General features: G+C 72.3%; 19 protein-coding genes and 2 tRNA genes. 16 read left to right on the top strand and 5 right to left on the bottom strand.

Translation table 11 applies throughout. The features are described 5' to 3' along the window. From ACH35V_RS42075 to ACH35V_RS42105, 7 genes are all read left to right on the top strand, one after another. On the top strand, positions 1–2,427 hold a 2,427-nt coding region (locus ACH35V_RS42075), incomplete at its 5' end, for an Rne/Rng family ribonuclease (RefSeq protein ID WP_395980505.1). Between the two features lie 329 nt (positions 2,428–2,756). Continuing rightward, positions 2,757–3,071, top strand: a complete 315-nt coding sequence (gene rplU / locus ACH35V_RS42080) for a 50S ribosomal protein L21 (RefSeq protein ID WP_395980506.1) — start codon at positions 2,757–2,759, stop codon at positions 3,069–3,071. A gap of 12 nt (positions 3,072–3,083) precedes the next feature. Further along, the gene (gene rpmA, locus ACH35V_RS42085) at positions 3,084–3,341 is read left to right on the top strand and encodes a 50S ribosomal protein L27 (protein WP_395980507.1); all 258 of its coding nucleotides are present in this window, start codon (positions 3,084–3,086) and stop codon (positions 3,339–3,341) included. Positions 3,342–3,423: 82 nt separating this feature from the next. Further along, a complete protein-coding gene (gene obgE, locus ACH35V_RS42090; protein ID WP_395980508.1) occupies positions 3,424–4,821 on the top strand; it encodes a GTPase ObgE in 1,398 nt (465 codons plus the stop codon). Next, the gene (gene proB / locus ACH35V_RS42095; RefSeq protein WP_395980509.1) at positions 4,818–6,110 is read left to right on the top strand and encodes a glutamate 5-kinase; all 1,293 of its coding nucleotides are present in this window, start codon (positions 4,818–4,820) and stop codon (positions 6,108–6,110) included. Before obgE ends, proB begins: the two co-directional genes overlap by 4 nt. Before the next feature lie 22 nt (positions 6,111–6,132). Then, complete coding sequence (locus tag ACH35V_RS42100) at positions 6,133–7,389, top strand: glutamate-5-semialdehyde dehydrogenase (protein ID WP_395980510.1); 1,257 nt, start codon at positions 6,133–6,135, stop codon at positions 7,387–7,389. A 93-nt stretch (positions 7,390–7,482) separates the two neighbouring features. Continuing rightward, positions 7,483–9,219: a TIGR03767 family metallophosphoesterase gene (locus ACH35V_RS42105; protein ID WP_395980511.1), complete on the top strand. Its 1,737-nt coding sequence runs from the start codon at positions 7,483–7,485 to the stop codon at positions 9,217–9,219. Between the two features lie 96 nt (positions 9,220–9,315). On the opposite strand, the gene ACH35V_RS42110 is transcribed toward ACH35V_RS42105, so the two are convergent. Further along, positions 9,316–10,350: a M48 family metallopeptidase gene (locus ACH35V_RS42110; RefSeq protein ID WP_395980512.1), complete on the bottom strand. Its 1,035-nt coding sequence runs from the start codon at positions 10,348–10,350 to the stop codon at positions 9,316–9,318. Positions 10,351–10,442: 92 nt separating this feature from the next. On the opposite strand from ACH35V_RS42110, the gene ACH35V_RS42115 reads away from it, so the two are divergent. The 8 genes from ACH35V_RS42115 (at position 10,443) to ACH35V_RS42150 (ending at position 15,047) form a co-directional block, all read left to right on the top strand. Continuing rightward, entirely contained in the window at positions 10,443–11,729 is a 1,287-nt protein-coding gene (locus ACH35V_RS42115; protein ID WP_395980513.1) for a phenylacetate--CoA ligase family protein, read from the top strand. Between the two features lie 53 nt (positions 11,730–11,782). Next, positions 11,783–12,376 (top strand): nicotinate-nucleotide adenylyltransferase, encoded by a 594-nt coding sequence (gene nadD, locus ACH35V_RS42120; protein WP_395980514.1) that lies wholly within the window; start codon positions 11,783–11,785, stop codon positions 12,374–12,376. A 189-nt stretch (positions 12,377–12,565) separates the two neighbouring features. Continuing rightward, positions 12,566–12,979, top strand: coding sequence for a ribosome silencing factor (gene rsfS / locus ACH35V_RS42125; protein ID WP_395980515.1), 414 nt, complete (start codon positions 12,566–12,568; stop codon positions 12,977–12,979). Then, the gene (locus ACH35V_RS42130) at positions 12,972–13,634 is read left to right on the top strand and encodes a histidine phosphatase family protein (RefSeq protein WP_395980516.1); all 663 of its coding nucleotides are present in this window, start codon (positions 12,972–12,974) and stop codon (positions 13,632–13,634) included. The genes rsfS and ACH35V_RS42130 overlap by 8 nt, the downstream gene beginning before the upstream one ends. Before the next feature lie 76 nt (positions 13,635–13,710). Next, positions 13,711–13,783 (top strand) — tRNA-Ala (locus ACH35V_RS42135). Positions 13,784–14,083: 300 nt separating this feature from the next. Further along, positions 14,084–14,311 carry a hypothetical protein gene (locus tag ACH35V_RS42140; protein ID WP_395980517.1) on the top strand — a complete coding sequence of 76 codons (228 nt, stop codon included), beginning with the start codon at positions 14,084–14,086 and terminating at the stop codon, positions 14,309–14,311. A gap of 113 nt (positions 14,312–14,424) precedes the next feature. Further along, on the top strand, positions 14,425–14,892 hold the full coding sequence (locus ACH35V_RS42145; RefSeq protein ID WP_395980518.1) for a hypothetical protein: 468 nt from the start codon (positions 14,425–14,427) through the stop codon (positions 14,890–14,892). A gap of 82 nt (positions 14,893–14,974) precedes the next feature. Then, positions 14,975–15,047 (top strand) — tRNA-Ala (locus ACH35V_RS42150). 169 nt (positions 15,048–15,216) lie between these two features. Here the strand turns inward: ACH35V_RS42150 and ACH35V_RS42155 are convergent. Both ACH35V_RS42155 and ACH35V_RS42160 read right to left on the bottom strand, forming a co-directional pair. Further along, positions 15,217–16,317 (bottom strand): Vms1/Ankzf1 family peptidyl-tRNA hydrolase, encoded by a 1,101-nt coding sequence (locus ACH35V_RS42155; protein WP_395980519.1) that lies wholly within the window; start codon positions 16,315–16,317, stop codon positions 15,217–15,219. A 77-nt stretch (positions 16,318–16,394) separates the two neighbouring features. After that, the gene (locus ACH35V_RS42160; RefSeq protein WP_395980520.1) at positions 16,395–16,652 is read right to left on the bottom strand and encodes a Rho termination factor; all 258 of its coding nucleotides are present in this window, start codon (positions 16,650–16,652) and stop codon (positions 16,395–16,397) included. Between the two features lie 66 nt (positions 16,653–16,718). On the opposite strand from ACH35V_RS42160, the gene ACH35V_RS42165 reads away from it, so the two are divergent. Next, complete coding sequence (locus ACH35V_RS42165) at positions 16,719–19,976, top strand: BTAD domain-containing putative transcriptional regulator (protein ID WP_395980521.1); 3,258 nt, start codon at positions 16,719–16,721, stop codon at positions 19,974–19,976. 16 nt (positions 19,977–19,992) lie between these two features. Here ACH35V_RS42165 and ACH35V_RS42170 read toward each other — a convergent pair whose 3' ends face one another. Beyond that, a complete protein-coding gene (locus ACH35V_RS42170; RefSeq protein WP_395980522.1) occupies positions 19,993–20,814 on the bottom strand; it encodes an ABC transporter permease in 822 nt (273 codons plus the stop codon). Beyond that, the gene (locus tag ACH35V_RS42175) at positions 20,811–21,794 is read right to left on the bottom strand and encodes an ATP-binding cassette domain-containing protein (RefSeq protein WP_395980523.1); all 984 of its coding nucleotides are present in this window, start codon (positions 21,792–21,794) and stop codon (positions 20,811–20,813) included. Before ACH35V_RS42175 ends, ACH35V_RS42170 begins: the two co-directional genes overlap by 4 nt. Between the last annotated feature and the right edge of the window lie 828 nt (positions 21,795–22,622).

A 22,622-nucleotide genomic window follows, 5' to 3' on the forward strand; every position in this document is an offset into this window, starting at 1 on the left:
GGCGACGAGGCGGAGCCCGAGGAGAAGGACGAGGAGCCCGCCAAGCCCGTCAAGGCCGTCAAGGCCGTCAAGAAGGAAAAGACCACCAAGAAGGAGAAGTCCACCAAGAAGGGCAAGGAGAAGGAGCCCAGGGCGGACGAGGGCGAGCGCGAGGCCGACGACGGCGACGAGGACGAGGCGGGCCCGGGCGGGTCGAGCCGCCGCCGGCGCCGCCGCAGGCGCCGCTCCGGGACCGACGGCGAGGGCGGGACCGGCACGGACGACCCGCCGAACACCGTCGTGCACGTCCGCTCCGCGCGCGAGGCCCGCGCCGCCGCCGAGGACGAGGTCCAGTCCGTCCGGGGCTCGACCCGGCTGGAGGCCAAGAAGCAGCGCCGCCGGGAGGGCCGCGAGCAGGGCCGCCGCCGCCCGCCGGTGATCACCGAGGCCGAGTTCCTGGCCCGCCGCGAGTCCGTCGAGCGGGTCATGGTCGTCCGGCAGGAGGGCGAGCGCACGCAGATCGCCGTCCTCGAGGACGACGTGCTGGTCGAGCACTACGTCAACCGCGCGACCCACCAGAGCTACGTCGGCAACGTCTACCTCGGCAAGGTGCAGAACGTCCTGCCGTCGATGGAGGCGGCGTTCGTCGACATCGGCAAGGGCCGCAACGCCGTCCTGTACGCGGGCGAGGTCAACTGGGACGCCTCCGGCCTGGAGGGCCAGCCGCGCCGCATCGAGTCGGCGCTGAAGTCGGGCCAGTCGGTGCTCGTCCAGGTCACCAAGGACCCGCTCGGCCACAAGGGCGCCCGGCTGACCAGCCAGGTCTCGCTGCCCGGCCGCTACCTCGTGTACGTCCCCGACGGCTCGATGACCGGCATCAGCCGCAAGCTCCCCGACAAGGAGCGCAGCCGCCTCAAGTCGATCCTGAAGAAGGTCATGCCGGAGAACGCCGGCGTGATCGTCCGGACCGCCGCGGAGGGCGCCACCGAGGAGGAGCTCTCCCGGGACGTCTCGCGCCTGGCCGCCCAGTGGGACAACATCCAGAAGAAGGTCAAGACGGCCTCCGCGCCCTCCCTTCTGTACGGCGAGCCCGATCTGACGATCCGGGTCGTCCGCGACATCTTCAACGAGGACTTCTCCAAGCTCGTCGTGTCGGGCGAGGGCGCCTGGGACACCGTGTCCGAGTACGTCGAGTACGTCGCGCCGCACCTCGCCGAGCGCGTGGAGCGCTGGACGGGCAACCAGGACGCCATGTCCGCGTACCGCATCGACGAGCAGATCGCCAAGGCCCTCGACCGCAAGGTGTGGCTGCCGTCCGGCGGCTCGCTGGTGATCGACCGCACCGAGGCGATGACGGTCATCGACGTCAACACCGGCAAGTTCACCGGGCAGGGCGGCAACCTCGAGGAGACCGTCACCCGCAACAACCTGGAGGCGGCCGAGGAGATCGTCCGCCAGCTCCGGCTCCGCGACATCGGCGGCATCGTCGTGATCGACTTCATCGACATGGTGCTGGAGAGCAACCGCGATCTGGTGCTGCGCCGCCTCGTGGAGTGCCTGTCGCGTGACCGCACCAAGCACCAGGTCGCCGAGGTCACCTCGCTCGGCCTGGTCCAGATGACCCGCAAGCGCGTCGGTCAGGGCCTGCTGGAGGCGTTCTCGGAGACGTGCGAGTCCTGCGGCGGACGCGGCATCCACGTCCACCTGTCCCCGGTCGAGCCCAAGCCGGACAAGGCGGCCGGCAAGGAGAGCGGCCGCCGCCGCAAGCGCAAGGGCGAGGTCGAACGGGCCGTCGAGGAGAAGCTGGCCACGCAGGAGACCCGTCCGGCGGAGCCCGCCGAACCGGCCGCTGCCGCCGAGCCCGCCGTGCCCGTGGAGGCGGCCGAGCCCGTGGAGCCCATCGAGCCCGCGGAGCGGCCGGTGCGCGCACGCCGGCGCAGGTCGGGCCCCGCCAAGCGCCCCGCCGGCCCGCCCCCGGAGATCGACGCCGACGAGCCCACCGCACCGGCCGCCGAGCAGCCCTCCGCACCGGCCACCGACGAGCCGCAGGCGCAGCCCGTTGACGAGCCGCAGGCGCCAGCGGCCGACGAAGTGCCCGCGCAGGCCGCCGACGAGGCCCCCGCGCAGGACGACGAGTCGCCCGTGCAGGCTGCCGTCGAGGCCGCCGAGGCCGAGGCCGAGAGCGCCGGGACCTCCCCGGCGGCGCTCGACTCCGCGGAGCCCGTCCCGGTCGCCGCCAACGGCACCGAGCCGTCCGGCAAGGACCTCAACGGCTCCGCGCCCGCCGCCCCCGAGCCGAACGGCTCCACGGCCGACACCGCCCCAGCCGAGGCCAAGGACGAAGCCGGAGACGAGGCCAAGGACGAGCGCGAGCCGGTCACCCGCCGCCGCGTCCGCCGCTCCTCCGCCGCGTCCGCGGCCCAGACCGCCGAAGCGGAAGCCGAGTAACGACCCGAACCCGGCGGGCAGGCACGATCCCGCGCCCGCCCGCCGCGGGTCGCTCGCATCTGAGTCAGGGTGCGTTCGAGCCAGGGCATCCGGTAGTCTTGTACTTCGGCGCGCCGTGGGCGCGTCATCTGAACCTGCACCGCGAATCCCTCCGGGGGCGTTCGGTGCGCACCTCGCCGATCCGGCGAGGCCAAGCAGAGAGCATCAGGGTCTTCTCTGGTGTGCCGCCTTCGGCCCGGTGCCGGGGGTAGGCCCCCATCCGGGGGCTGGGTAAGCCACGCGCGGGACCGGTTCAGTCCGGAAGCGCGCGAAGACGAAGGGTTTCCGCGGTGTACGCGATTGTCCGCGCAGGCGGCAGGCAGGAGAAGGTCGCCGTCGATGACGTGCTGACCGTCGACAAGCTGGCCGGCGACGTCGGCTCGACCGTGACGTTCCCGGCCGTGCTGGTCGTCGACGGCGAGACGGTCGTCAGCGGCTCGGCCGACCTCGCGCGCTACGAGGTGACCGGCGAGATCCTCGGCGCGGTCAAGGGCCCGAAGATCAACATCATGCACTACCGGAACAAGACCGGGTACAAGCGGCGGATGGGGCACCGTCAGCCGTACACCGAGGTCAAGATCACCGGTATCAAGGCCGGGAAGTAAGGGAGCGGTCAGATGGCACACAAGAAGGGCGCGTCGTCCAGCCGTAACGGCCGTGACTCCAACGCCAAGCGCCTCGGCGTGAAGCGGTTCGGCGGCCAGGTCGTCAGCGCCGGCGAGATCATCGTCCGGCAGCGCGGCACCCACTTCCACCCCGGCCCCGGCGTCGGGCGCGGCGGCGACGACACGCTGTTCGCGCTGGTCCCCGGCGCGGTGAAGTTCCGCCGCTACCGCGGCCGCAACGCGGTTAGCGTCGTCCCGCCGGCGGAGTAGTCCGCCTGGGAAGAGACTTTTTACGAAGGGGCGGACCGGTGCCGGTCCGCCCCTTCGCCGTTTCCATCGAGGAGAGATCACCGTGGCCGCTGGAGCGGGATCGGGTGCGCAGTTCGTCGACCGGGTGGTGCTGCACGTCGCCGCCGGCAACGGCGGCAACGGCTGCGCGTCGATCCACCGGGAGAAGTTCAAGCCGCTCGGCGGACCCGACGGCGCGAACGGCGGACGCGGCGGCGACGTCGTCCTGGTCGTCGACGCGAACGCCGCGAGCCTCCTGGAGTACCACCGGCGGCCGCACCAGAAGGCGGGCAACGGCCGTCCAGGCCAGGGCGCCCACCGCACGGGGGCGGACGGCGGCGACGTCGTCCTGCCCGTCCCGGACGGCACCGTCGTCAAGGAGGGCGACCGGGTCGTGGCCGACCTGGTCGGCGAGGGCACCCGGTACGTGATCGCGCGCGGCGGCAACGGCGGGCTCGGGAACGCGGCCCTGGCGACCGCCAAGCGCAAGGCCCCCGGGTTCGCGCTGCTCGGCGAGCCGGGCGAGGCGCGCGACGTCGTCCTGGAGCTGAAGAGCGTCGCGGACGTGGCGCTCGTCGGCTTCCCCAGCGCGGGCAAGTCGTCGCTGATCGCCGCGCTGTCCGCCGCCAAGCCGAAGATCGCCGACTATCCGTTCACGACGCTGATCCCGAACCTCGGCGTGGTCGAGGCGGCCGACACGACGTTCACGGTCGCGGACGTCCCCGGCCTGATCGAGGGCGCCAGCGAGGGCCGCGGCCTCGGCCTGGACTTCCTCCGCCACATCGAACGCTCGTCCACGCTGGCGCACGTCCTCGACTGCGCGACGATGGAGCCCGGACGCGACCCGGTCAGCGACTTCGACGTCATCGAGCGCGAGCTTCAGGCGTACGACCGGGTGCTCGGCGACCGCCCGCTGTCGGACCGGCCCCGCATCGTCGTCCTGAACAAGGTGGACGTCCCGGACGGACGCGACCTCGCCGAGATGGTCCGCCCCGAGTTCGAGGCGCGCGGCCTGAAGGTGTTCGAGGTGTCGGCGGCGACGCGCGAGGGCCTGCGGGAGCTGTCGTTCGCGATGGCGGCGATGGTGGGCGAGTACCGCGCGTCGCTGCCGCCGGCGGAGCCGACCCGCATCGTCATCCGGCCCGAGCCGGTCGGCGGCGACACCGACTTCGAGGTCAGGGAGCTCGGCGACAACACGTACCTGATCACCGGCGCGAAGCCCGTCCGGTGGCTGCGGCAGACGGACTTCGCCAACGAGGAGGCCGTCGGCTACCTCGCCGACCGCCTCGCCCGGCTCGGCGTGGAGGACGCCCTCGCCAAGGCGGGCGCGAGCGCGGGCGCGACGGTCATGATCGGCACGCCGGACGACGCGGTCGTCTTCGACTGGGAGCCGGAGGTCCCGGCGGGCGAGGTCGCCCCCGGCCCGCGCGGCACCGACCGCCGCCTGGGCGGCCGCCCATGAGCCAGCACGAGCCGCAGACGGCGATGAGCGGCCCCGAGGCACGGACGGCCGAGAGCGAGCCCGAGCAGCGGACGGGCGCGAGCGAGTCTCAGGCCGTGCACGAGCCCCAAGCCGTGAGCGAGCGCCGGGCCGTGCGCGGGCGGCAGGTGGGGCACGAGCGGGAGGCGATCGCGAAGGCTCGGCGGATCGTGGTGAAGGCGGGCTCGTCGTCGCTGACCACCCCGGACGGGACGATCGACGCCGGACGCATCGACGCGCTGGTGGACGTCCTCGCCGCCCGCCGCGCCGACGGCACCGAGATCGTGTTCGTGTCGTCCGGCGCGATCGCCGCGGGCCTCGGACCGCTGGGCCTGACCCGGCGGCCGCGCGACCTCGCCACCCAGCAGGCGGCGGCGAGCGTCGGCCAGGGGCTGCTGTTCGCCCGGTACACCGGGTCGTTCGCGCGGCACGGGCTCACGGTCGGGCAGGTGCTGCTCACCGCCGACGACATGATGCGCCGCTCGCACCACCGCAACGCGCAGCGCACGCTCGCGCAGCTCCTCGCCCTCGGCATCCTGCCGATCGTGAACGAGAACGACACCGTCGCCACCGACGAGATCCGGTTCGGCGACAACGACCGGCTCGCCGCGCTGGTCGCGCACCTGATCCGCGCGGACGCGCTGGTCCTGCTGTCGGACGTCGACGCCCTCTACACCGGCGACCCGCGCCGCCCAGGCGCCCGCCGCATCGCCGACGTGCACGGCCCGGACGACCTGAAGGACGTCAAGCTCGGCCGGTCCGGACGGGTCGGCACCGGCGGCATGGTCACCAAGGTCGAGGCGGCCAGGATCGCGGGCGTCCCGGTCGTGCTGACGAACGCCGCGTCCGCCGCGCACGCGCTCGCCGGCGACGGGGTCGGGACGCTGTTCCACCCGGCGGACGGCCGCCGCATGTCGACCCGGAACCTGTGGCTCGCCCACGCCACGACCGGGCAGGGACGGGTCACGCTCGACCCGGGCGCGGTCGACGCGGTCGTGCGGCGCCGCAAGTCGCTGCTCCCGGCCGGGGTGACGGGTGTGTCCGGCGACTTCGCGGCGGGCGACCCCGTCGACCTGTGCGACACCGCGGGCCGCGTCGTGGCGCGCGGGCTGGTGAACTACGACGCGTCCGAGATCCCCGACCTGATGGGGCGGTCGACGCGATGGCTGGCCCGGGAGCTGGGCGCGGAGTACGAACGCGAGATAATCCACCGCGATCACCTTGTGGTGCTCGTGCCCGGGGGCCCGGGGGCCGGCCCCCAGGACGACTAGTTCTTTCCGAGAGGGACGTGTGATGAGCGAGGCCGAGGAGTTCGTGCGGGTGGCGCGGCGCGCCCGGGAGGCCGCGGCCGGGCTGGCCCCGCTGCCGCGGGCGGCGAAGGACGCGGCGCTGCACCGGATCGCGGACGCCCTGATCGCCGCCGCGCCGGAGATCGTCAAGGCGAACGCGGCGGATGTGGCGCGGGCCCGGGAGAACGGCACGTCCGAGTACATGATCGACCGGCTGAGCCTGTCGGAGGGCCGGATCGCCGCGATCGCCGACGCCGTCCGGAAGGTCGCCGCGCTGCCGGACCCGGTGGGGGAGTCGGTGCGCGGGAGCGTCCTGCCGAACGGGCTGGAGCTGCGGCAGGTGCGGGTGCCGCTCGGCGTCGTCGGGATGATCTACGAGGGCCGTCCGAACGTGACCGTGGACGCCGCCGCGCTGTGCCTGAAGAGCGGGAACGCGGCGCTGCTGCGCGGCTCGTCGTCGGCGTTCGACTCGAACACGGCGCTGGTCGAGGTGATGCAGCGGGCGCTGGCGGAGACGGCGGTCCCGGCGGACGCGGTGCAGCTCGTGCCGGGCACGTCCCGCGAGTCGGTGAAGCATCTGATGCGGGCCCGCGGCCTGGTGGACGTGCTGATCCCGCGCGGCGGCGCCTCGCTGATCAACTCGGTGGTGGAGGAGTCGACCGTCCCGGTGATCGAGACGGGCGTCGGGAACTGCGCGGTGTACGTGGACGCCGCCGCCGACGTCGGCATGGCCGTCGAGATCCTGCTGAACGCGAAGACGCAGCGTCCGTCGGTGTGCAACGCGGCGGAGACGTTCCTGGTGCACGCCGACGTCGCCGACGCGTTCGTCCCGCGCGCGCTTGAGGCGCTGCGGAATGCCGGTGTCACGGTCCACGGCGATGGCCGCATCCGGTCGTACGGCGACGACGTGCTGGAGGCGTCCGAGGACGACTGGCGCGCCGAGTACCTGTCCCTCGACATCGCGGCCCGCGTCGTCGACTCGCTGGAGGACGCCGTCGCGCACATCCGCGAGTACGGCTCGGGCCACACCGAGGCGATCGTCACGGCGTCGCAGCCCGCCGCGAAGCGGTTCGTCGCCCTGGTCGACTCGGCGGCGGTGATGGTGAACGCCTCGACGCGCTTCACCGACGGCGAGGAGTTCGGCTTCGGCGCGGAGATCGGCATCTCGACGCAGAAGCTGCACGCCCGCGGCCCGATGGGGCTTCCGGAGCTGACGTCCACGAAGTACGTGGTGACGGGCGAGGGCCATCTGCGCGGCTGACCCGGGGCAAGTTGTGACATTTTGGCCATTGATGTCACGTTGTGGGTCGTGGTGTGATTCACGATTGTGACTCGTGAGTACACTCGCCGCCGCGTGTTGAAGGGGGCCGCCCTCGGCGCTGGGCTCGCCTCCACCGGACTCGTGGCGTTCCCCTCGCGCCCCGCCACCGCCGCCCCCGCGGGAGCCTCCGCACTCCGCGGCCCCGCCGCCGGCACCACCCTCGCCCGGACGTACCTCCTCGGCACGCCGGGCGCCGGCGGCTACCGTCCCGTGATCACCGGGCCGGGCGAGCCGCACCTCCTCCGCCGCGACCTCGGCGGCGCCGCGTCCACCCGGCGCGCCGTGCGGCGCCGGCCCGTCCTGGCGTTCGGCCAGCTCACCGACGTGCACGTCGTCGACGCCCAGTCCCCGGCGCGCGTCGAACTCCTCGACCGGTTCAAGGACGTCATGGACGTGCCCGTGCAGAGCGCGTACCGGCCGCAGGAGATCCTGTCCACGCAGGTCGCCGAGGCGATGGTCCGGGCGATGAACCGCGTCGGCCGGGGCCCGGCGACCGGGCTGCCGCTCGCGTTCGCCGTCAACACCGGCGACGCGGCCGACAACGTCCAGTACAACGAGGTCCGCTGGATCATCGACCTGCTGGACGGCCGCCGCGTCCGCCCCGACTCCGGCGACCCGGACCGGTACGAGGGCGTCATGGACTGGACGTCCTACGACCGCGCGTTCTGGCACCCCGAAGGCCCGCCTCCCGGCGCGGACGCCGACATCCCGACCGCCGCGTTCGGCTTCCCGCGCGTGCGGGGCCTGATCGACGCCGCGCGCAGGCCGTTCCAGGCGACCGGCCTGGACGCGCCGTGGCTCGCCGTGTTCGGCAACCACGACGGCCTCGTCCAGGGGAACCTGCCGGTCAACCCGCTCATCTCGGGCCTGGCCACCGGCGGCGTCAAGGTCGGCGTCCCGGCGGACGACGCCCAGGCCCAGATCCTCGCCCGCATCCTGGCCTCCGGCGACGCCGAGGCCCTCCTGCGCCTCATCCGCGAGCACGGCGACGCGGGCGGCCTGTTCCGCCGCGTGACGCCCGACCCGGACCGCCGCATGCTGTCGCGCCGCGAGGTCGTCGCCGAGCACTTCAAGACGGCGGCGTCCCTGCGCGGCCACGGCTTCACCCTGGGCAACCTCCGCGAGGGGACGGCCTACTACGCGTTCGACAAGGGGATCGTCCGGGGACTGGTCCTCGACACCGTCAACCCGAACGGCCTACCCGAGGGCTCGCTCGACAGGCGGCAGTTCGCGTGGCTGGAATCGCAGCTGAAGGCCGGAAGCAGCCGCTACCACGCCCCGGACGGCTCCGTCGTCGAGCACAGGGTGAGGGACCGGCTGTTCGTCCTGTTCAGCCACCACCCGATCGCCTCGCTGGACAACGGCCTCGGCGTCGACCGGGTCCTGGGCGACGAGGTCCTGTCGCTTCTGCTGCGCTATCCGAACGTCATCCTGTGGGTGAACGGCCACACGCACCGCAACCACGTGATCCCGCACGCCCGCACGGGCAGCGGGGGCTTCTGGGAGGTGAACACGGCCGCGCACATCGACTTCCCGCAGCAGAGCCGCATCCTCGAACTCGCCGACAACGGCGACGGCACCCTGTCGATCTTCGCGACGATCCTGGACTCGGCCGGTCCCGCGTCCCACGGCGGACGCCTCGACGACCCCGTCCGGCTGGCGTCGCTGTCCCGGGAGCTGGCGGGCAACGACTGGCAGGACCGCGAGGAGAACCGCCGCGGCGACGCCGACGACCGCAACGTCGAACTCCTCCTCCCCGCCCCGTTCTAGCGCTGCGACACAGCACGAGAGAAGGGGCACGAGAAAGGCCGCCGCGTCCGTGTCGCGGCGGCCTGGAGTCGATCTCCCCCGATGGAGCCGGCCGGGCTAGTTGCTGTCGGTCGGGCCGTTGTCGCGGCGGGAGAACCGGTCGAACAGGCCGCCGGCCGCGCCGGCCGCCGCGTCCGCCATGTCGCGCACCTTGCCCACGAACGGGTCGGCCGTCCGCTCCCACGACTCCCGGTACGACCTGGCCGCCTCCCTGATCTCGTCGGTGACCGAAGCGCCGCCGTCGTCGTCGCGGCGCGGGTAGTCGCCGGCGAGGATCCGCTCGTACTCGCCGCTGCGCGCCCACCGGTCGATTTCCGCGAACCGGATCACCGCGAACGGGTGCGACTGCCCGAGCAGGTTCAGGAACTTCAGCAGCCCGTCCCGGACGTCGCCGGCCGCGTCGTACTCGCGGGCCTGCTCCAGGAACGCCTCGCTGCTCATGTCGCCGAGCCGCGTCCCGCCGGCCAGCTTCATCATCACGCGCTTGGCGGCGTCGAGGTCCTGCCCGACGAGCAGGCCCGCCCGGTCGGACGACAGCTCCGCCTTCCGGAACCACTCCCGCAGCCCGATGATGATCGCCGCGATGCCCATGTTGCCGAGCGGCAGCCACGCCAGCCGCGACCCGAGCTGCAGCAGGATCTGCATCATCGTCTGGTACACCGCGTGCCCGGACAGGATGTGCCCGACCTCGTGCCCGACGACGAACCGCAGCTCCTCGTCGTCCAGCAGGTCGATCAGCCCGGTGTTCAGCACGATGAACGGGTGGTCGGAGCCGAGCGCCATCGCGTTGGGCGTCGGGTCCTGCCGGACGTACAGCTCGGGTACCTCCGGCATGTCCAGGACGTACGAGGCGTCGCGGACCATGTCATAGATGTTGCGGAACTGGTCTTCGCCGACGCGCACCGTCCCGCCGAGGAACATCAGCCGCAGGGACCGCTCGTTGATCAGCCCCGACAGCTTGCGCAGGACGACGTCGAACCCGGACAGCGAGCGCAGCGCCACGAGCGCCGATCGGTCCGCCGGGTGTTCGTAGGCCCGGGAACTGATCCCCGGGAACCGCGCTCGTGCTCGATCCGGTGTGTTCTCCGTCATGTCTGGCATGGTAGTTCCGACGAACCACCGTGTCGCTGGGTTCCCCGCCGTGGATCCCTCGACCGGCTCCGGCCGCGCCCGGGAGGCGATCCATGTTCGACCCGAAAGCCGAGGCGATGTCCCTCGACGAGCGCGCCGCGCTGCAGCGGCACCGTCTGTGGGGGCTGGTCGACCGGCTGCTCGCGGCGGACGGCGTCCAGGGTGGGCGGCTGAAGGAGGCCGGCGTCGGCGGCGGCTCGGACGTCACCCTTGCCGGGTTGCGGAACCTCCCGTTCACCACCAAGCAGGACCTCTGGGACGCCTACCCGTGGGGGATGCTGGCCGTCCCGCGCGATCAGGTCGCCGCCGTGCACGGCTCCAGCGGGACGCGCGGACGCCCCACCCTCGTCGCCTACACCAAGGCCGACCTCGACCTGTGGGCGGCGATGTGCGCGCGGTCGCTGTCGTGCGCGGGGGCGGCGCCGGGGAGCATCGTCCACAACGCCTACGGCTACGGCCTGTTCACCGGCGGGATCGGCATCCACCAGGGCGCCGTGGCGCTCGGCGCGACCGTCGTGCCGATGTCGGGCGGCATGACCGACCGGCAGGTCCGGATGCTCGCCGACCTCCGCGCCGACGTCCTGACCTGCACCCCCGCCTACGCCCTCCGGCTCGGCGAGGCCCTGGCGGACGCCGGGGTCGAGCCGACCGCGCTCAAGGCGGGCCTCTTCGGCGCCGAGCCCTGGTCGGAGGAGCTGCGCACCGCCATCGAGCGCGTCCTGCCGATCAAGGCGATGGACATCTACGGGCTCTCCGAGGTCATCGGCCCCGGCGTCGCCACCGAATGCCTCGAACAGGACGGCCTGCACGTCAACGAGGACCACTTCATCGTCGAGGCCGTCGACCCGTCCAGCGGCGAGCCCGCCAAGGACGGCACGCCCGGCGAGCTGGTGTTCACGACCCCGACGAAGCAGGCGCTGCCGCTGCTGCGGTACCGCACCGGCGACATCGCGTCCCTGACCCGCGGCGAATGCCCCTGCGGGCGGACGCTCGTCCGGATGAGCAAGGTCCTCGGACGCGCCGACGACATGCTCGTCGTCCGGGGCGTCAACGTGTACCCGAGCGAGGTCGAGCGCGTCCTGCTCGGGTCCGGGCTCGTCCGGCCGCACTACCAGCTCGTCGTGGACCGGCGCAGCCCCGCCGTCCGGCTGCTGGTCGCCTGCGAGGCCCTCTCGGGGAACCCGCGGGACGAGCTCGTCCGCACCCTCCACGAGACGCTCGGGCTGACCGCCGAGGTGTTCGTGCTGCCAGGCGGCACCGTGCCGCGGGTCGAGGTCGGCAAGGCCGTCCGCGTCGTGACCTGGGAGGACGGCGCCGCGCCCCTCCCCGGCATCGCCTGAGCCCAGGGGCCCGGCCGTTCCGGGCGCCGGGCCCGCTGGCTATTCTCGTCGTCATGACGCAAAAGCGGCGCCTGGGGATCATGGGCGGCACGTTCGACCCGATCCACCACGGGCACCTCGTGGCCGCGAGCGAGGTCGCGCACTTCTTCTCCCTGGACGAGGTCGTGTTCGTGCCCACCGGCATCTCGTCCCACAAGGAGGGACGCAAGGTCGCCGCCGCCGAGGACCGCTACCTCATGGCCGTGATCGCCACCGCGTCCAACCCGCGCTTCTCCGTCAGCCGCGTCGACATCGACCGCCAGCGCCCCACCTACACCGTCGACACGCTCCGCGACATGCGGCGCATCCAGGGGCCCGACGCCGACCTGTTCTTCATCACCGGCGCCGACGCGCTGGAGAAGATGCTGACCTGGCACGACACCGAGGAACTGTTCGAGCTCGCGCACTTCGTCGGCGTCACCCGTCCCGGCCACCGGCTCGCCGACCCCGGCCTGCCCAACGGGCGGGTCTCCCTCATGGAGGTCCCGGCCCTGTCGATCTCCTCGACCGAGTGCCGCGACCGCGTCCGCTCCGGCGAGCCCATCTGGTACCTCGTCCCGGACGGGATCGTCCAGTACATCAACAAACGCGACCTGTACCGCGCCTAGACCCGCCCGCCGGGTCTTCGGAGGGCGCTCCGCGACACGCGAAACGGGCGTCCGGGCCCGGGACATACCCTGGTAGGGGAAGGGCCGCATGAGCATTGCGGTCGAACAGCGACATAGGGGACCGTTGTCCGCCGCCCGTGAGAAGGTGGTAGCGGATACGACCCCTACAGGGAGGATCGCGAGCGCATCGTGACCGCATCCGAGAGGGCGGCGCAGCTCGTCCGGATCGCCGCCGAGGCGGCGGGCGACAAGCTGGCCGACGACATTCTTGCCTACGACGTGAGCGAGCAGCTCGTCATCACCGACGCGTTCGTGCTCTGCTCCGCACCCAGCGACCGCCAGGTCCGGGCCATCGTCGACGAAGTCGAGAAACGCCTCCGCGAGGACGCCGGCGCCAAGCCCGTCCGCCGCGAAGGCGAACGCGAGGGCCGCTGGGTGCTGCTGGACTACGCGGACATCATCGTGCACATCCAGCACGAGGAAGACCGCATGTTCTACGCCCTCGAACGGCTCTGGAAAGACTGCCCCCTCATCGAACTGCCGGACCACGTCACCGCCCACCAGGACCACCGCTCCAGGACCGTCGGGAGCGCGAGTGAGTGACGCCCGCCGCACCCGCCAGCCGGGGAAGCGGCGGCTCGTGCTCTGGCGGCACGGCCAGACCGCCTGGAACCTCGAACACCGCTTCCAGGGCAAGACGGACGTCCCGCTCGACGACACCGGGCTCCAGCAGGCCCGCCGGGCGGCCGCCCTCCTCGCCGGGCTCCGCCCCACCGCCCTCCTGGCGTCCCCGCTCCGCCGCGCCGCCGACACCGCCCAGGCCCTCGCCGACATCACCGGGCTCCCCGTCCGCTATGACAAGGACCTCATCGAACGCGACGGCGGCGCCTGGGAGGGCCTGACCAACCGCGAGATCCGCGAACGGTACCCGGCCGAGCACGCCGCCTGGCAGCCGCCCGGCGGCGAGACCAGCGCCCAGGTGGCCAAACGCGTCGGCGCCGCCCTCGAACGCGCCCTCGACGACCTCCCGCCCACCGGGCAGCTCGTCGTCGCGTCCCACGGCGCCGCGCTCCGCCTCGGCATGTCCCACCTCCTCCGCCTCCCCGAAGAGACCTGGGAACGCCTCGGCGGCCTCTCCAACTGCTGCTGGTCCGTCGTCACCGAAATGCGCGACGGCGGCTGGCGCCTCGCCGAACACAACGCCGGCACCCTCCCCGAACCCGTCCTCAGCGACGACCGCCCCGACGCCGGAACCTGACGCAAACGATTCGAGCCGCGCCCGCCCCGTCCGATACACTGGCTGAGCGCTGCGGGATGAACGTCCACGCAGCGGCGGGGCTATGGCGCAGTTGGTAGCGCGCCTCCATGGCATGGAGGAGGTCTGGGGTTCGAATCCCCATAGCTCCACTCGGAGTCGGGAGTAGTGTGGTCGGAGCCTTTGGCTCCTTCCCGCCACTCCTTCGTCATGTTTGCCCGGGGGGCGACCCCCGGACCCCCGATGTGGGGGGCTCCGCCCCCCACGCCCCCTTCTCGGCTGAGGTCGCCGGTCCGGTGCCGGTCGGGCGCAACTTGCCGTTCGAGCCTTTTCGGCGCTTCGCCCCTTGCCCCCGCATTCGGGAATCTGTTCGGCGACGCGTGGCGGCCGCCGGACGCTTTTCTTGTGCCGGACGGCGGGAACACCGGCTCGGAAATGGTTTCATGCCTGGTATGGGAAGACACCGCAGGGGGGCGCGCGAGGTCACTGTGGCCGACCTCATCGACGAGTTGCGCAGGTTCGATCCGGGGATGCAGGTGCGGCTGGCCGTCCAGCCGCGGCTGCCGCAGGAGCACGGCGTAGGCCCCGTGGGGGAGGCCGACGGGATCGTGTGGATCGGGGACGGCGGCCAACGCGGCTACGCGCCCGAGGAAGTCCGCGAAAGCCTGGGATGGGTCTGACGCAAAAGGTTCGCCATGACGGCGGCTGCCTTTCGTCCGGGCGCGCTTCACCATGTCGATCATGCGGGAACAGCCACGGAGTGGCGATGCATGATCGAGATGAGGGTTGACCCATGAGAAGCCGGATCTCCGGAACGACGCTGCTGCCCGCCGTGCTCGCCGCGGCGACCATCACGGCCGTGGCGGTGCCCGTCGCGGCGCACGAAGCGCCGCCACCGGCCCCGGAGACCTACACCGAGCCGGCCGCGGACGGCGCCGCCGAGGCGGACGGCGCCAGCGAGAAGGACGACTGCGCCCTGGCGCTCAAGGTCCTCTCGCACTACAAGCTGCTCCCGAACCAGCCCGAGGTCGGACGGGCCCTCTGCTCCAGGAACCAGGCGGAGCAGCAGGAGGAGGAGTCCCAGCCCGGTGAGGGTGGACCCGCCGAGGGGCGGCCCGCCCAGCGCACCACCAGCAGCGGGCGGACCGTCGAAGAGAACCGGGTCCTCGGCACTCCCGTCGAGTGGCCCAAGAACCTCACGGTTCATCTGCCCACGGTCAACGACCACTGGTACACCTACACCTCGAAGAAGCCGGGCTGACGCGCACGCGGGCCGCGGCGCACGACCGCCGCGGCCCGCGTCCGAACCGCTCCCAACGTGCACTAGGCTTTACTCCGATCGAGGGGCTATGGCGCAGTTGGTAGCGCGCCTCCATGGCATGGAGGAGGTCTGGGGTTCGAATCCCCATAGCTCCACTCGGAGTCGGGAGTGGTGTGGTCGGAGCCTTTGGCTCCTTCCCCGCCACTCCTTCGTCATGTTTGCCCGGGGGGCGACCCCCGGACCCCCGATGTGGGGGCTCCGCCCCCACGCCCCCTTCGGCTCAAGCCGCTGGTCCTGCTCAGGTCGCTGGTGGTCCTGCTCAGGTCAGGCTGTGTAACGGAGGACGGCTCCGATGTTCAGGTGGGAGTTGGGGCCGTTGGGGGGCAGGACGACCAGTTCGCCGTCGGTGGCGGTCGTGGCTCGGATCAGGGCGGCGTCGGCCCGGGTCTCGCTCGGGGACGTCACCCCGAACTCGTCGTGGAGCTCCTCGGCGGTGGTGGCGATCTGCGCCGGGTCCGGGCCGACCCATAGGCGGGCGGACGAGGCGGGGTCGTCCTCCAGCAGGAGGGTTTCGACGCGTCCCTGGCGGACGGCTTCGGTGGTGGCCTGGAGGCCCGAGACGGCGCGCTGGCCGTTGGCGAGTTCGCGGTCGAAGCGTTCGGCGACGGTCATGATGCGTTCGGCGGTCTTGAGGTTCAGGATGCGGCGGACCTCGGCGTCCAGGTCCGGGTCGTCGACGGTGGTGTTCTTGTCGGTCTCGACAGTGTGCTCCAGGACGTGCTCGGACACCTCGTCCAGGACGGCGGTACGGGCGCGGGTGTCGCCGGCGATCACGACGGCCTCGGCACCGAAGCGGTCGGCGGCGCGGTCGATCTCGTGGGCGACCTTCTTGGCGTTGGTCTTCCACACGTTCTCCGACGAGCGCTGGAACCGGGACTGGTTCCAGTCGCCCGCCTTGGTCTTGCGGATGGGGTAGTCCTCGTCCCCCTGGACGTCGATGTGCCGGTGCCTCCCGTCGGCGGTGACACAGTCGATCGCGCCCCCGCGACGGTCGACGACGGCCAGCAGGTGGGGGAACTTCTCACCGCGTTCGGCCAGGTAGGGAAGGACGTCCGGGAGCGGGCCCAGGGTCGCGCGGGGGGTGCGGGGCGGGCCGGGGAGCCGCTCGGTGTGCGCCACCTCGCCGTCCGCCGCGAAGATCACCAGCCCCTCGGAGCGGCGCGCCCGCGTCTCCTCGTCGATGGTCTGCCCGATCGCGTGGAGCATGCCCTTCGGGGCGTGCTGGGCCTCCAGGTCCGCGCGCAGCGCCCGCCACCGCAGCTCGACGGCCTTGGACGCGTCCTCGGTGGTCCGGGTGAGATCGGCGTACACCGACGCGAAGGGGCCCGGACGCTGGTACAGCGACTTGAGGAATGCCAGATCCATGGGGTGGCCCTACCCGCCGTATATGGGGCAAACGTAAAGAATGAGGCGTATGGGACGTCACCCTTCGGCCGGCCCGCTCAGTGGTTCCGCAGCGCGTCGACGAGCTCGGACTTGTTCATCGAGGACCGCCCCTCGATGCCGATCTCGCGGGCCCGCTTCAGCAGGTCGTCCTTCGTCCAGTCGGTGTACGGAGGGCTCTCGCCGCCCTTGCGGCCGACCTTCTTCTTGCCCTGGGCCGCCGACGCGTTCGCGATCAGCGCGCTCTTCTCCTTGCTCTCACCCTGGTCGCGGAGCTTCTGGTACGTCTTCTCGTCCTTGATCTGTGCTCTAGGCATATCGGACACCTACCCGGCACACGCGGTCCATTCATCGGCGACAATGGCAGCCGGGGAAGGGGATTCGTGCGCATCGGCATCCTGGGACCGCTCGACGTGCGGGACGAGGCCGCGCGGCCCGTCGAGGTCGGCGGCCGGCGGCTGCGCGCCCTGCTGGTCCGGCTCGCGGCCGAGGCCGGCCGGCCCGTGTCGGCCGACCGGCTGCTCGACGACCTGTGGGACGGCGCGCCGCCCGCCGGCGGAGGCAACGCGCTGCAGGCGCTGGTCTCGCGGCTGCGCGGCGCCGCCGGACGCGACCTGGTCGAGCACGGCCCGGCCGGTTACCGGCTCGCGATCGACCCGGCGCAGGTCGACGCCGTCGCGTTCGAGCGGGGCGTCGTCGCGGCACGCGGTGAGAACGATCCGGCCCGGCGGGCGGAGCGGCTAAGCGAGGCGCTCGCGCTGTGGCGCGGCCCCGCGCTCGCCGACGTCGCCGACGCCGCGTTCGCGTCCCCGACGATCGCGCGGCTGGACGAGCTGCGGCTCGCCGCCGTCGAGGACCGCGTGGACGCCGAGCTCGCCGCCGGGCAGCCCGTCCCGCCCGTCGCCGAGCTCGAACCGCTCGCGGCCGCGAACCCGCTGCGCGAACGGCTCCGCGGGCACCTCATGCGCTCCTTGTACGCGGCGGGACGGCAGGCCGACGCGCTGGTGGTCTTCGAGGAGACGCGCAGCGCCCTCGCCGACCGGCTCGGCGTCGACCCGTCCCCGGAGCTGGCCGCCGTCCACCTGGAGATCCTGCGCCACGACGCCGCGCCGGCCGCGCCGGCGGCGCCCGCCGAGCCGCCGCCGGACGTCCCGCGGCCCGCGCGCACGAACCTGCCCGCCCAGCTCACCAGCTTCGTCGGACGTGAGGAGGAGTCCCGGCGCGTCGGCAAACTGCTGCGCGAGACCAGGCTCGTCACCCTCAGCGGCCCCGGCGGCGCGGGCAAGACGCGGCTGGCCGGGGAGAGCGCCGCCGCGCTCATCGAGGAGATGCCGGACGGCGTCTGGTTCGTGCCGCTGGCCCCCGTCAGCGACCCGGGCGACGTCGTGCAGGCCGTGCTCCTCGCGCTCGGCGTCCCCGAGACCGTCCGTCCCGGCGAGACCCGCGTGATCGCGCGGCCCCTCGAACGGCTCACCGACTTCCTCGCCGCCAAGCGGATGATCGTCGTCCTCGACAACTGCGAGCACGTCCTCGACGCCGCCGCGCGGCTCGCCGGGCACGTCCTCGCGCAGGCCGAGGGCGTGCGGGTCCTCGCCACCAGCCGGGAGCCGCTCGGCATCACCGGCGAGTCGCTGTGCCCGGTGCCGTCCCTCCCGCTGCCGGACGGCGCCGTCGACGACCCCGCGGACGCGCTCGGATACGCGTCCGTCCGGCTGTTCGCCGACCGGGCCGCGGCCGTCCGCCCCGGCTTCACCGTGGACGCCGAGACCGTCGCCGACGTCATCGCCATCTGCCGCGCGCTCGACGGCATCCCGCTCGCCATCGAGTTGGCCGCCGCCCGGCTGCGCTCGCTCACGTCCGGCCAGATCGCGGCCCGGCTCGGCGACCGGTTCCGGCTCCTCACCGGCGGCAGCCGCGCCGCGCTGCCGAGGCACCGGACGCTGCGCGCCGTCGTCGACTGGAGCTGGGACCTGCTGGACGACGTCGAACGCACCGTCCTGCGCCGCCTGTCGGTGTTCGCGGGCGGCGCCACGCCGGACGCCGCCGTCCGCGTGTGCGGCCTGGACGCGCCCGGCGCCCCCGATCCCGACGACGTCATCGACGTGATCGCCGCGCTGATCGACAAGTCGCTGGTGATGGCGGACGGCGACGCCGAGGTCCGCTACCGGCTGCTGGAGACCGTCCGCGTGTACGCGGGGGAGCGGCTGGACGCGGCGGGCGAGACCGGACGCGTCCGGTCCGCGCACGCCGCCCACCTGGTCGACCTCGCCGAACGCGCCGAGCCTGAGCTGCGCCGCCACGACCAGCTCCGCTGGGCCGAGCGGCTGGCCGACGAGCGCGGCAACGTCACCGTCGCGTTCCGGCACCTCATCGAGACGCGCGACCGGGAGATGGGCCTGCGGCTGGCGGCGGCGCTGGTGTGGTTCTGGATCCTGCGCGATCAGGAGATCGAGGCGGGCCACTGGGCGGTCGGCGTCCGCGACATGGTCGGCGGCGACGTCCCGCCCGGCCTGGAGGAGCCGTACGCCCTGTGCGTCGTCGCGGCGGGCCTCATCTCGGAGATGAGCCGCGAGGCCGGGCCGTCGCCGGGGGCACTGAGCGCGATCTTCGACAGCGTCGCCGACATCGTCCCCGGACGGCCGATGCATCCCGCCCTCGCCCTCATGGAACCCGCGTCCAGCATGTTCAACGGGGACATGGACGAGATCAGGCGCCGCCTGCGCAGCACCCAGGACCATCCCGACCCGTGGGTCCGCGCCGTCGCCCACGCCCTCCTCGCGCACATGGGCATCAACACCGGGCACATCGACGAGGCCGCCGCGGAGGCCGCCGACGGCTACGCCCGCTTCCGCGAACTCGGCGACCGCTTCGGGATGATCCTCGGGCTGAGCGGAATGATGCAGGTCGCCACGGCACGCGGCGAGCCCGCCGACGCCATCCGGTTCGGCGAGGAGGCGTACGGCTACGCGACCGCCGGGGTCAGCCCCGAGCAGGGCGCGTCGATCCTCACCCAGCTCGCCCGCGCCCGCGCCGACCTCGGCGACGTCGCGCGGGCCCGCGAAGACCTCCATCTCGCGGTGGCGCAGATGGACCGCATCGGCGAGCTGGCCGAGGCCGCCAGCGCCTCGCTGCTGCTGTGCGAGCTGGCGCTGAAGGAGGGCGACCGCGAGGCCGCCCTCCCGCACGCCGACCGCGCCTACAAGTGGGTCGAGCCGCGCGAGCACCGTCCCGACTTCGCGCAGGTCGTCCGCCGCACCTACAGCCGCCTCGGCTGCCTCGCCGAAGAGGACGGCGACCTGGACGCCGCGCTCGGCTGGCACCTCCGGGCGTTCAGCGACATCAAGAACGACGCGCTGATGGGCAACCCGGCCCTCGCCTCGATGACCGAGGGACTCGCCGCCTTCGCCGCCGCGCGCGGCGCCCGCACCCGCGCCGCCGAGCTGCTCGGCACCGCGCACACCCTGCGCGGATTCCGCGACACCGGCTGCTACGACGTCCAGCGGACGCTCACCGCCGCCACCCGCGCCCTCGGCGACGACGCCTTCTCCGCCGCCTACGACCGCGGCCGCCGCGTCACCCGCGAGGACGTCTTCGCGGCCGGCCCCGCCATCGTCCACTCCACGGCTCCAGACCCCGCCTGACGGCGCCCGGCCCGCCTCAGGCCCTCCGCGAGTACATCCGCATGGCCAGCGGGAACGTGACCACGACGATCCCCGCCGCCCACGCGAGCGTGTACCAGACATGGTTCCCGACCGGTCCGCCGACCATCAGCGCACGCATCGAATCCGCGAGATGCGTGACCGGGTTGACCTTCGTCCACGCCTCCAGCCACCCCGGCATCGTGGACGTGTCCGGCACGAGGACGCTGCTCCCGAACGTCAGCGGCATCACCCAGATGAACGAGAGCCCCTGGACGGTCTCCGGCGACGGCGCGACCAGCCCCACCAGGACGGAGATCCAGCAGACCGCCAGGTAGAACACGTACGCCAGCGCGAACGCGGCCAGCACCGACAGCGGATCGGTATGGAATCGGAATCCCAGCAGCGAACCGAACCCGACCAGAACCGTCATCACGGTCACGAACCGGGCCGTGTCCCCGAGCACCGACCCGATCAGCGGCGCGGAACGGGCGATCGGCAGGCTGCGGAACCGGTCGAACACGCCCTTGTGGATGTCCTCGTTCAACGCCGTCCCGAGACCCATCGTCGCGAACATCGCCATCTGAGCGATCAGACCCGGCAGCAGTTGCTGCAGGTACGACTGCGTGTCGCCCGCCACCGCCCCGCCGAACACGTACAGGAACAGCAGCAGGAACACGATCGGCATCAGCGTCGTGTCGAGCAGCTTCTCCGGAGAGTGCTTCAGCTGGGCGATGTTCCGCCACGCCAGCGTCAGGCCGTGCCGCAGCGTCCGCCGCGGGCTGATGTGCGCGGGCGGCTCCTTGGCCGGACAGCGCCCGTCAACAGTGATCGCGGTCATGCCACGCTCCCTTCGGGGACGAGTTCGGTGTCGGCGCCGTCTTCTTCGGCGAGATGACCGGTCAGTGTGAGGAACACCTCGTCCAGGCTCGGCATCCGCAGCGCCAGCTCCGCCGCCGTGATCGACGCGTCGTCCAACCGCCTGACCAGCGCCGACAGCAGCCGCGGATCGTGCACCGGCGCGGTCACGAGCCCCGCCGGCTCCTGCACCTCGGGACGCTCCCCGGTCAGCTCGGCCACGATCGCGGTGAGCTGCGCCGTCCGGTACGGCTCGGCCGCGCGGACCACCAGCGTCTGCCGCCCGATCTGCCCCTTCAGCCCGTCGGACGTGCCCTCCGCGATCACCCGTCCGTGGTCGAACACCGCGATCCGGTCGGCGAGCGCGTCGGCCTCCTCCAGATACTGCGTGGTCAGCAGCACCGTCGCGCCCTCCGCGACTACACCGCGGACCGTGTCCCACACCTCGTTGCGCGCACGCGGATCCAGCCCCGTCGTCGGCTCGTCCAGGTAGATGACCTCGGGATGATTGATCAGGCTCGCCGCCAGATCGAGCCGCCGCCGCATCCCGCCCGAATACGTCTTCACGGCACGCGACCCGGCCTCGGTGAGCCGGAACCGGTCGAGCAACTGGCGCGCCCTGGCCTTCGCCTCCCGCCGGTCGAAATCCAGCAGCCGGGCGATCATCACCAGGTTCTCGGTGCCGGTCAGCTCCTCGTCCACGGACGCGTACTGCCCGGTCAGCCCGATCATCGCGCGCACCTGGACGGCGTCCCTGACGACGTCGTAGCCGCACACCTCCGCCCGTCCGGCGTCCGGCTTCAGCAACGTCGCCAGCACCCGGACGGCGGTCGTCTTCCCCGCGCCGTTCGGCCCCAGCACCCCGAGCACCGTGCCCCGGCGCGCCGAGATGTCCACACCGTCCAGGGCCTTCGTGTCCCCGAACCGTTTGCGCAGCCCCTCGGCGCGAATCACTTCGTCCACAGGTCGGCTCCCTCACAGGTCTTCGTCTTGACGCCACCAACGTCGCCGAGCCGGCTGACAGGACGCCGACATCGGCGAGCGCCCGCTGACATCGCACTGACGCGGCACTGACGCCGAACACCTGAACCCTCTGTGACCAGGGGGTTTCCGCCGCCGGACGAGAGGATGGACGCTCCGATTTGACGGGCCGTCCCGGGCTGCCTAATCTTCATCGTGCCCTGAGGGATGCGGGACGCCGGAAGGCGGACGGCCCCAGAGCAAAGCCAACAGAGGAAAATCGGTTCGCAGCTTGATCCGGGCCGGGGTACTCTGGAGTGGCAAGCCCGGACGGGACGCAGGACGCTGGAAGGCGGCCGGCCCGTAGGGCGCCTCCCTTCGAAACGATCTCGGCAGGTTCTTCGCCTGCGGGTTGGTTGTCGTGTGGGGTCTCGGTTCGTCTCCGCTTTCGTCGAAAAGATCTTCCCGGATCGACTTGACAACGGCGGCGAGTCGGGTAAGTTAGAAGGGTTGCCCCGGAGCTGGAAACGCGAAGCGGTTCTGGCGCGGTGGGTGTCCGTTTCTTGAGAACTCAACAGCGTGTTAAAAGCCAGTGCCTTTATACGGTCCGGTCGATTGTTGGCCGGCCCGTCCCCGCGGCCGCTCTCTCTTTTGGGGGGTGGTCGGGGATTTCTTTGAGGCAATGCGACCCTTTTCTCTTCGGAGGGAGGGTGGCGATGCTGGGATTGTTTCCGAGGTTTGGCCGGGTTCGGGGTTCGCCCCCTGTTCTTGGTCGTTTGGCCTTAATGGAGAGTTTGATCCTGGCTCAGGACGAACGCTGGCGGCGTGCTT

Origin of the sequence: Actinomadura sp. 1N219 (genome assembly GCF_044326405.1) — a bacterium.
Classification (GTDB): domain Bacteria; phylum Actinomycetota; class Actinomycetes; order Streptosporangiales; family Streptosporangiaceae; genus Spirillospora.

Coding starts and splice junctions, on each gene's coding strand:
- ACH35V_RS42100 (WP_395980510.1), top strand. CDS start 6,133: ATGAGCGAGGCCGAGGAGTTCGTGCGGGTGGCGCGGCGCGCCCGGGAG.
- ACH35V_RS42160 (WP_395980520.1), bottom strand. CDS start 16,652: ATGCCTAGAGCACAGATCAAGGACGAGAAGACGTACCAGAAGCTCCGC.
- ACH35V_RS42140 (WP_395980517.1), top strand. CDS start 14,084: ATGGGAAGACACCGCAGGGGGGCGCGCGAGGTCACTGTGGCCGACCTC.
- nadD (WP_395980514.1), top strand. CDS start 11,783: ATGACGCAAAAGCGGCGCCTGGGGATCATGGGCGGCACGTTCGACCCG.
- ACH35V_RS42115 (WP_395980513.1), top strand. CDS start 10,443: ATGTTCGACCCGAAAGCCGAGGCGATGTCCCTCGACGAGCGCGCCGCG.
- proB (WP_395980509.1), top strand. CDS start 4,818: ATGAGCCAGCACGAGCCGCAGACGGCGATGAGCGGCCCCGAGGCACGG.
- rpmA (WP_395980507.1), top strand. CDS start 3,084: ATGGCACACAAGAAGGGCGCGTCGTCCAGCCGTAACGGCCGTGACTCC.
- ACH35V_RS42145 (WP_395980518.1), top strand. CDS start 14,425: ATGAGAAGCCGGATCTCCGGAACGACGCTGCTGCCCGCCGTGCTCGCC.
- ACH35V_RS42155 (WP_395980519.1), bottom strand. CDS start 16,317: ATGGATCTGGCATTCCTCAAGTCGCTGTACCAGCGTCCGGGCCCCTTC.
- ACH35V_RS42170 (WP_395980522.1), bottom strand. CDS start 20,814: ATGACCGCGATCACTGTTGACGGGCGCTGTCCGGCCAAGGAGCCGCCC.
- ACH35V_RS42110 (WP_395980512.1), bottom strand. CDS start 10,350: ATGACGGAGAACACACCGGATCGAGCACGAGCGCGGTTCCCGGGGATC.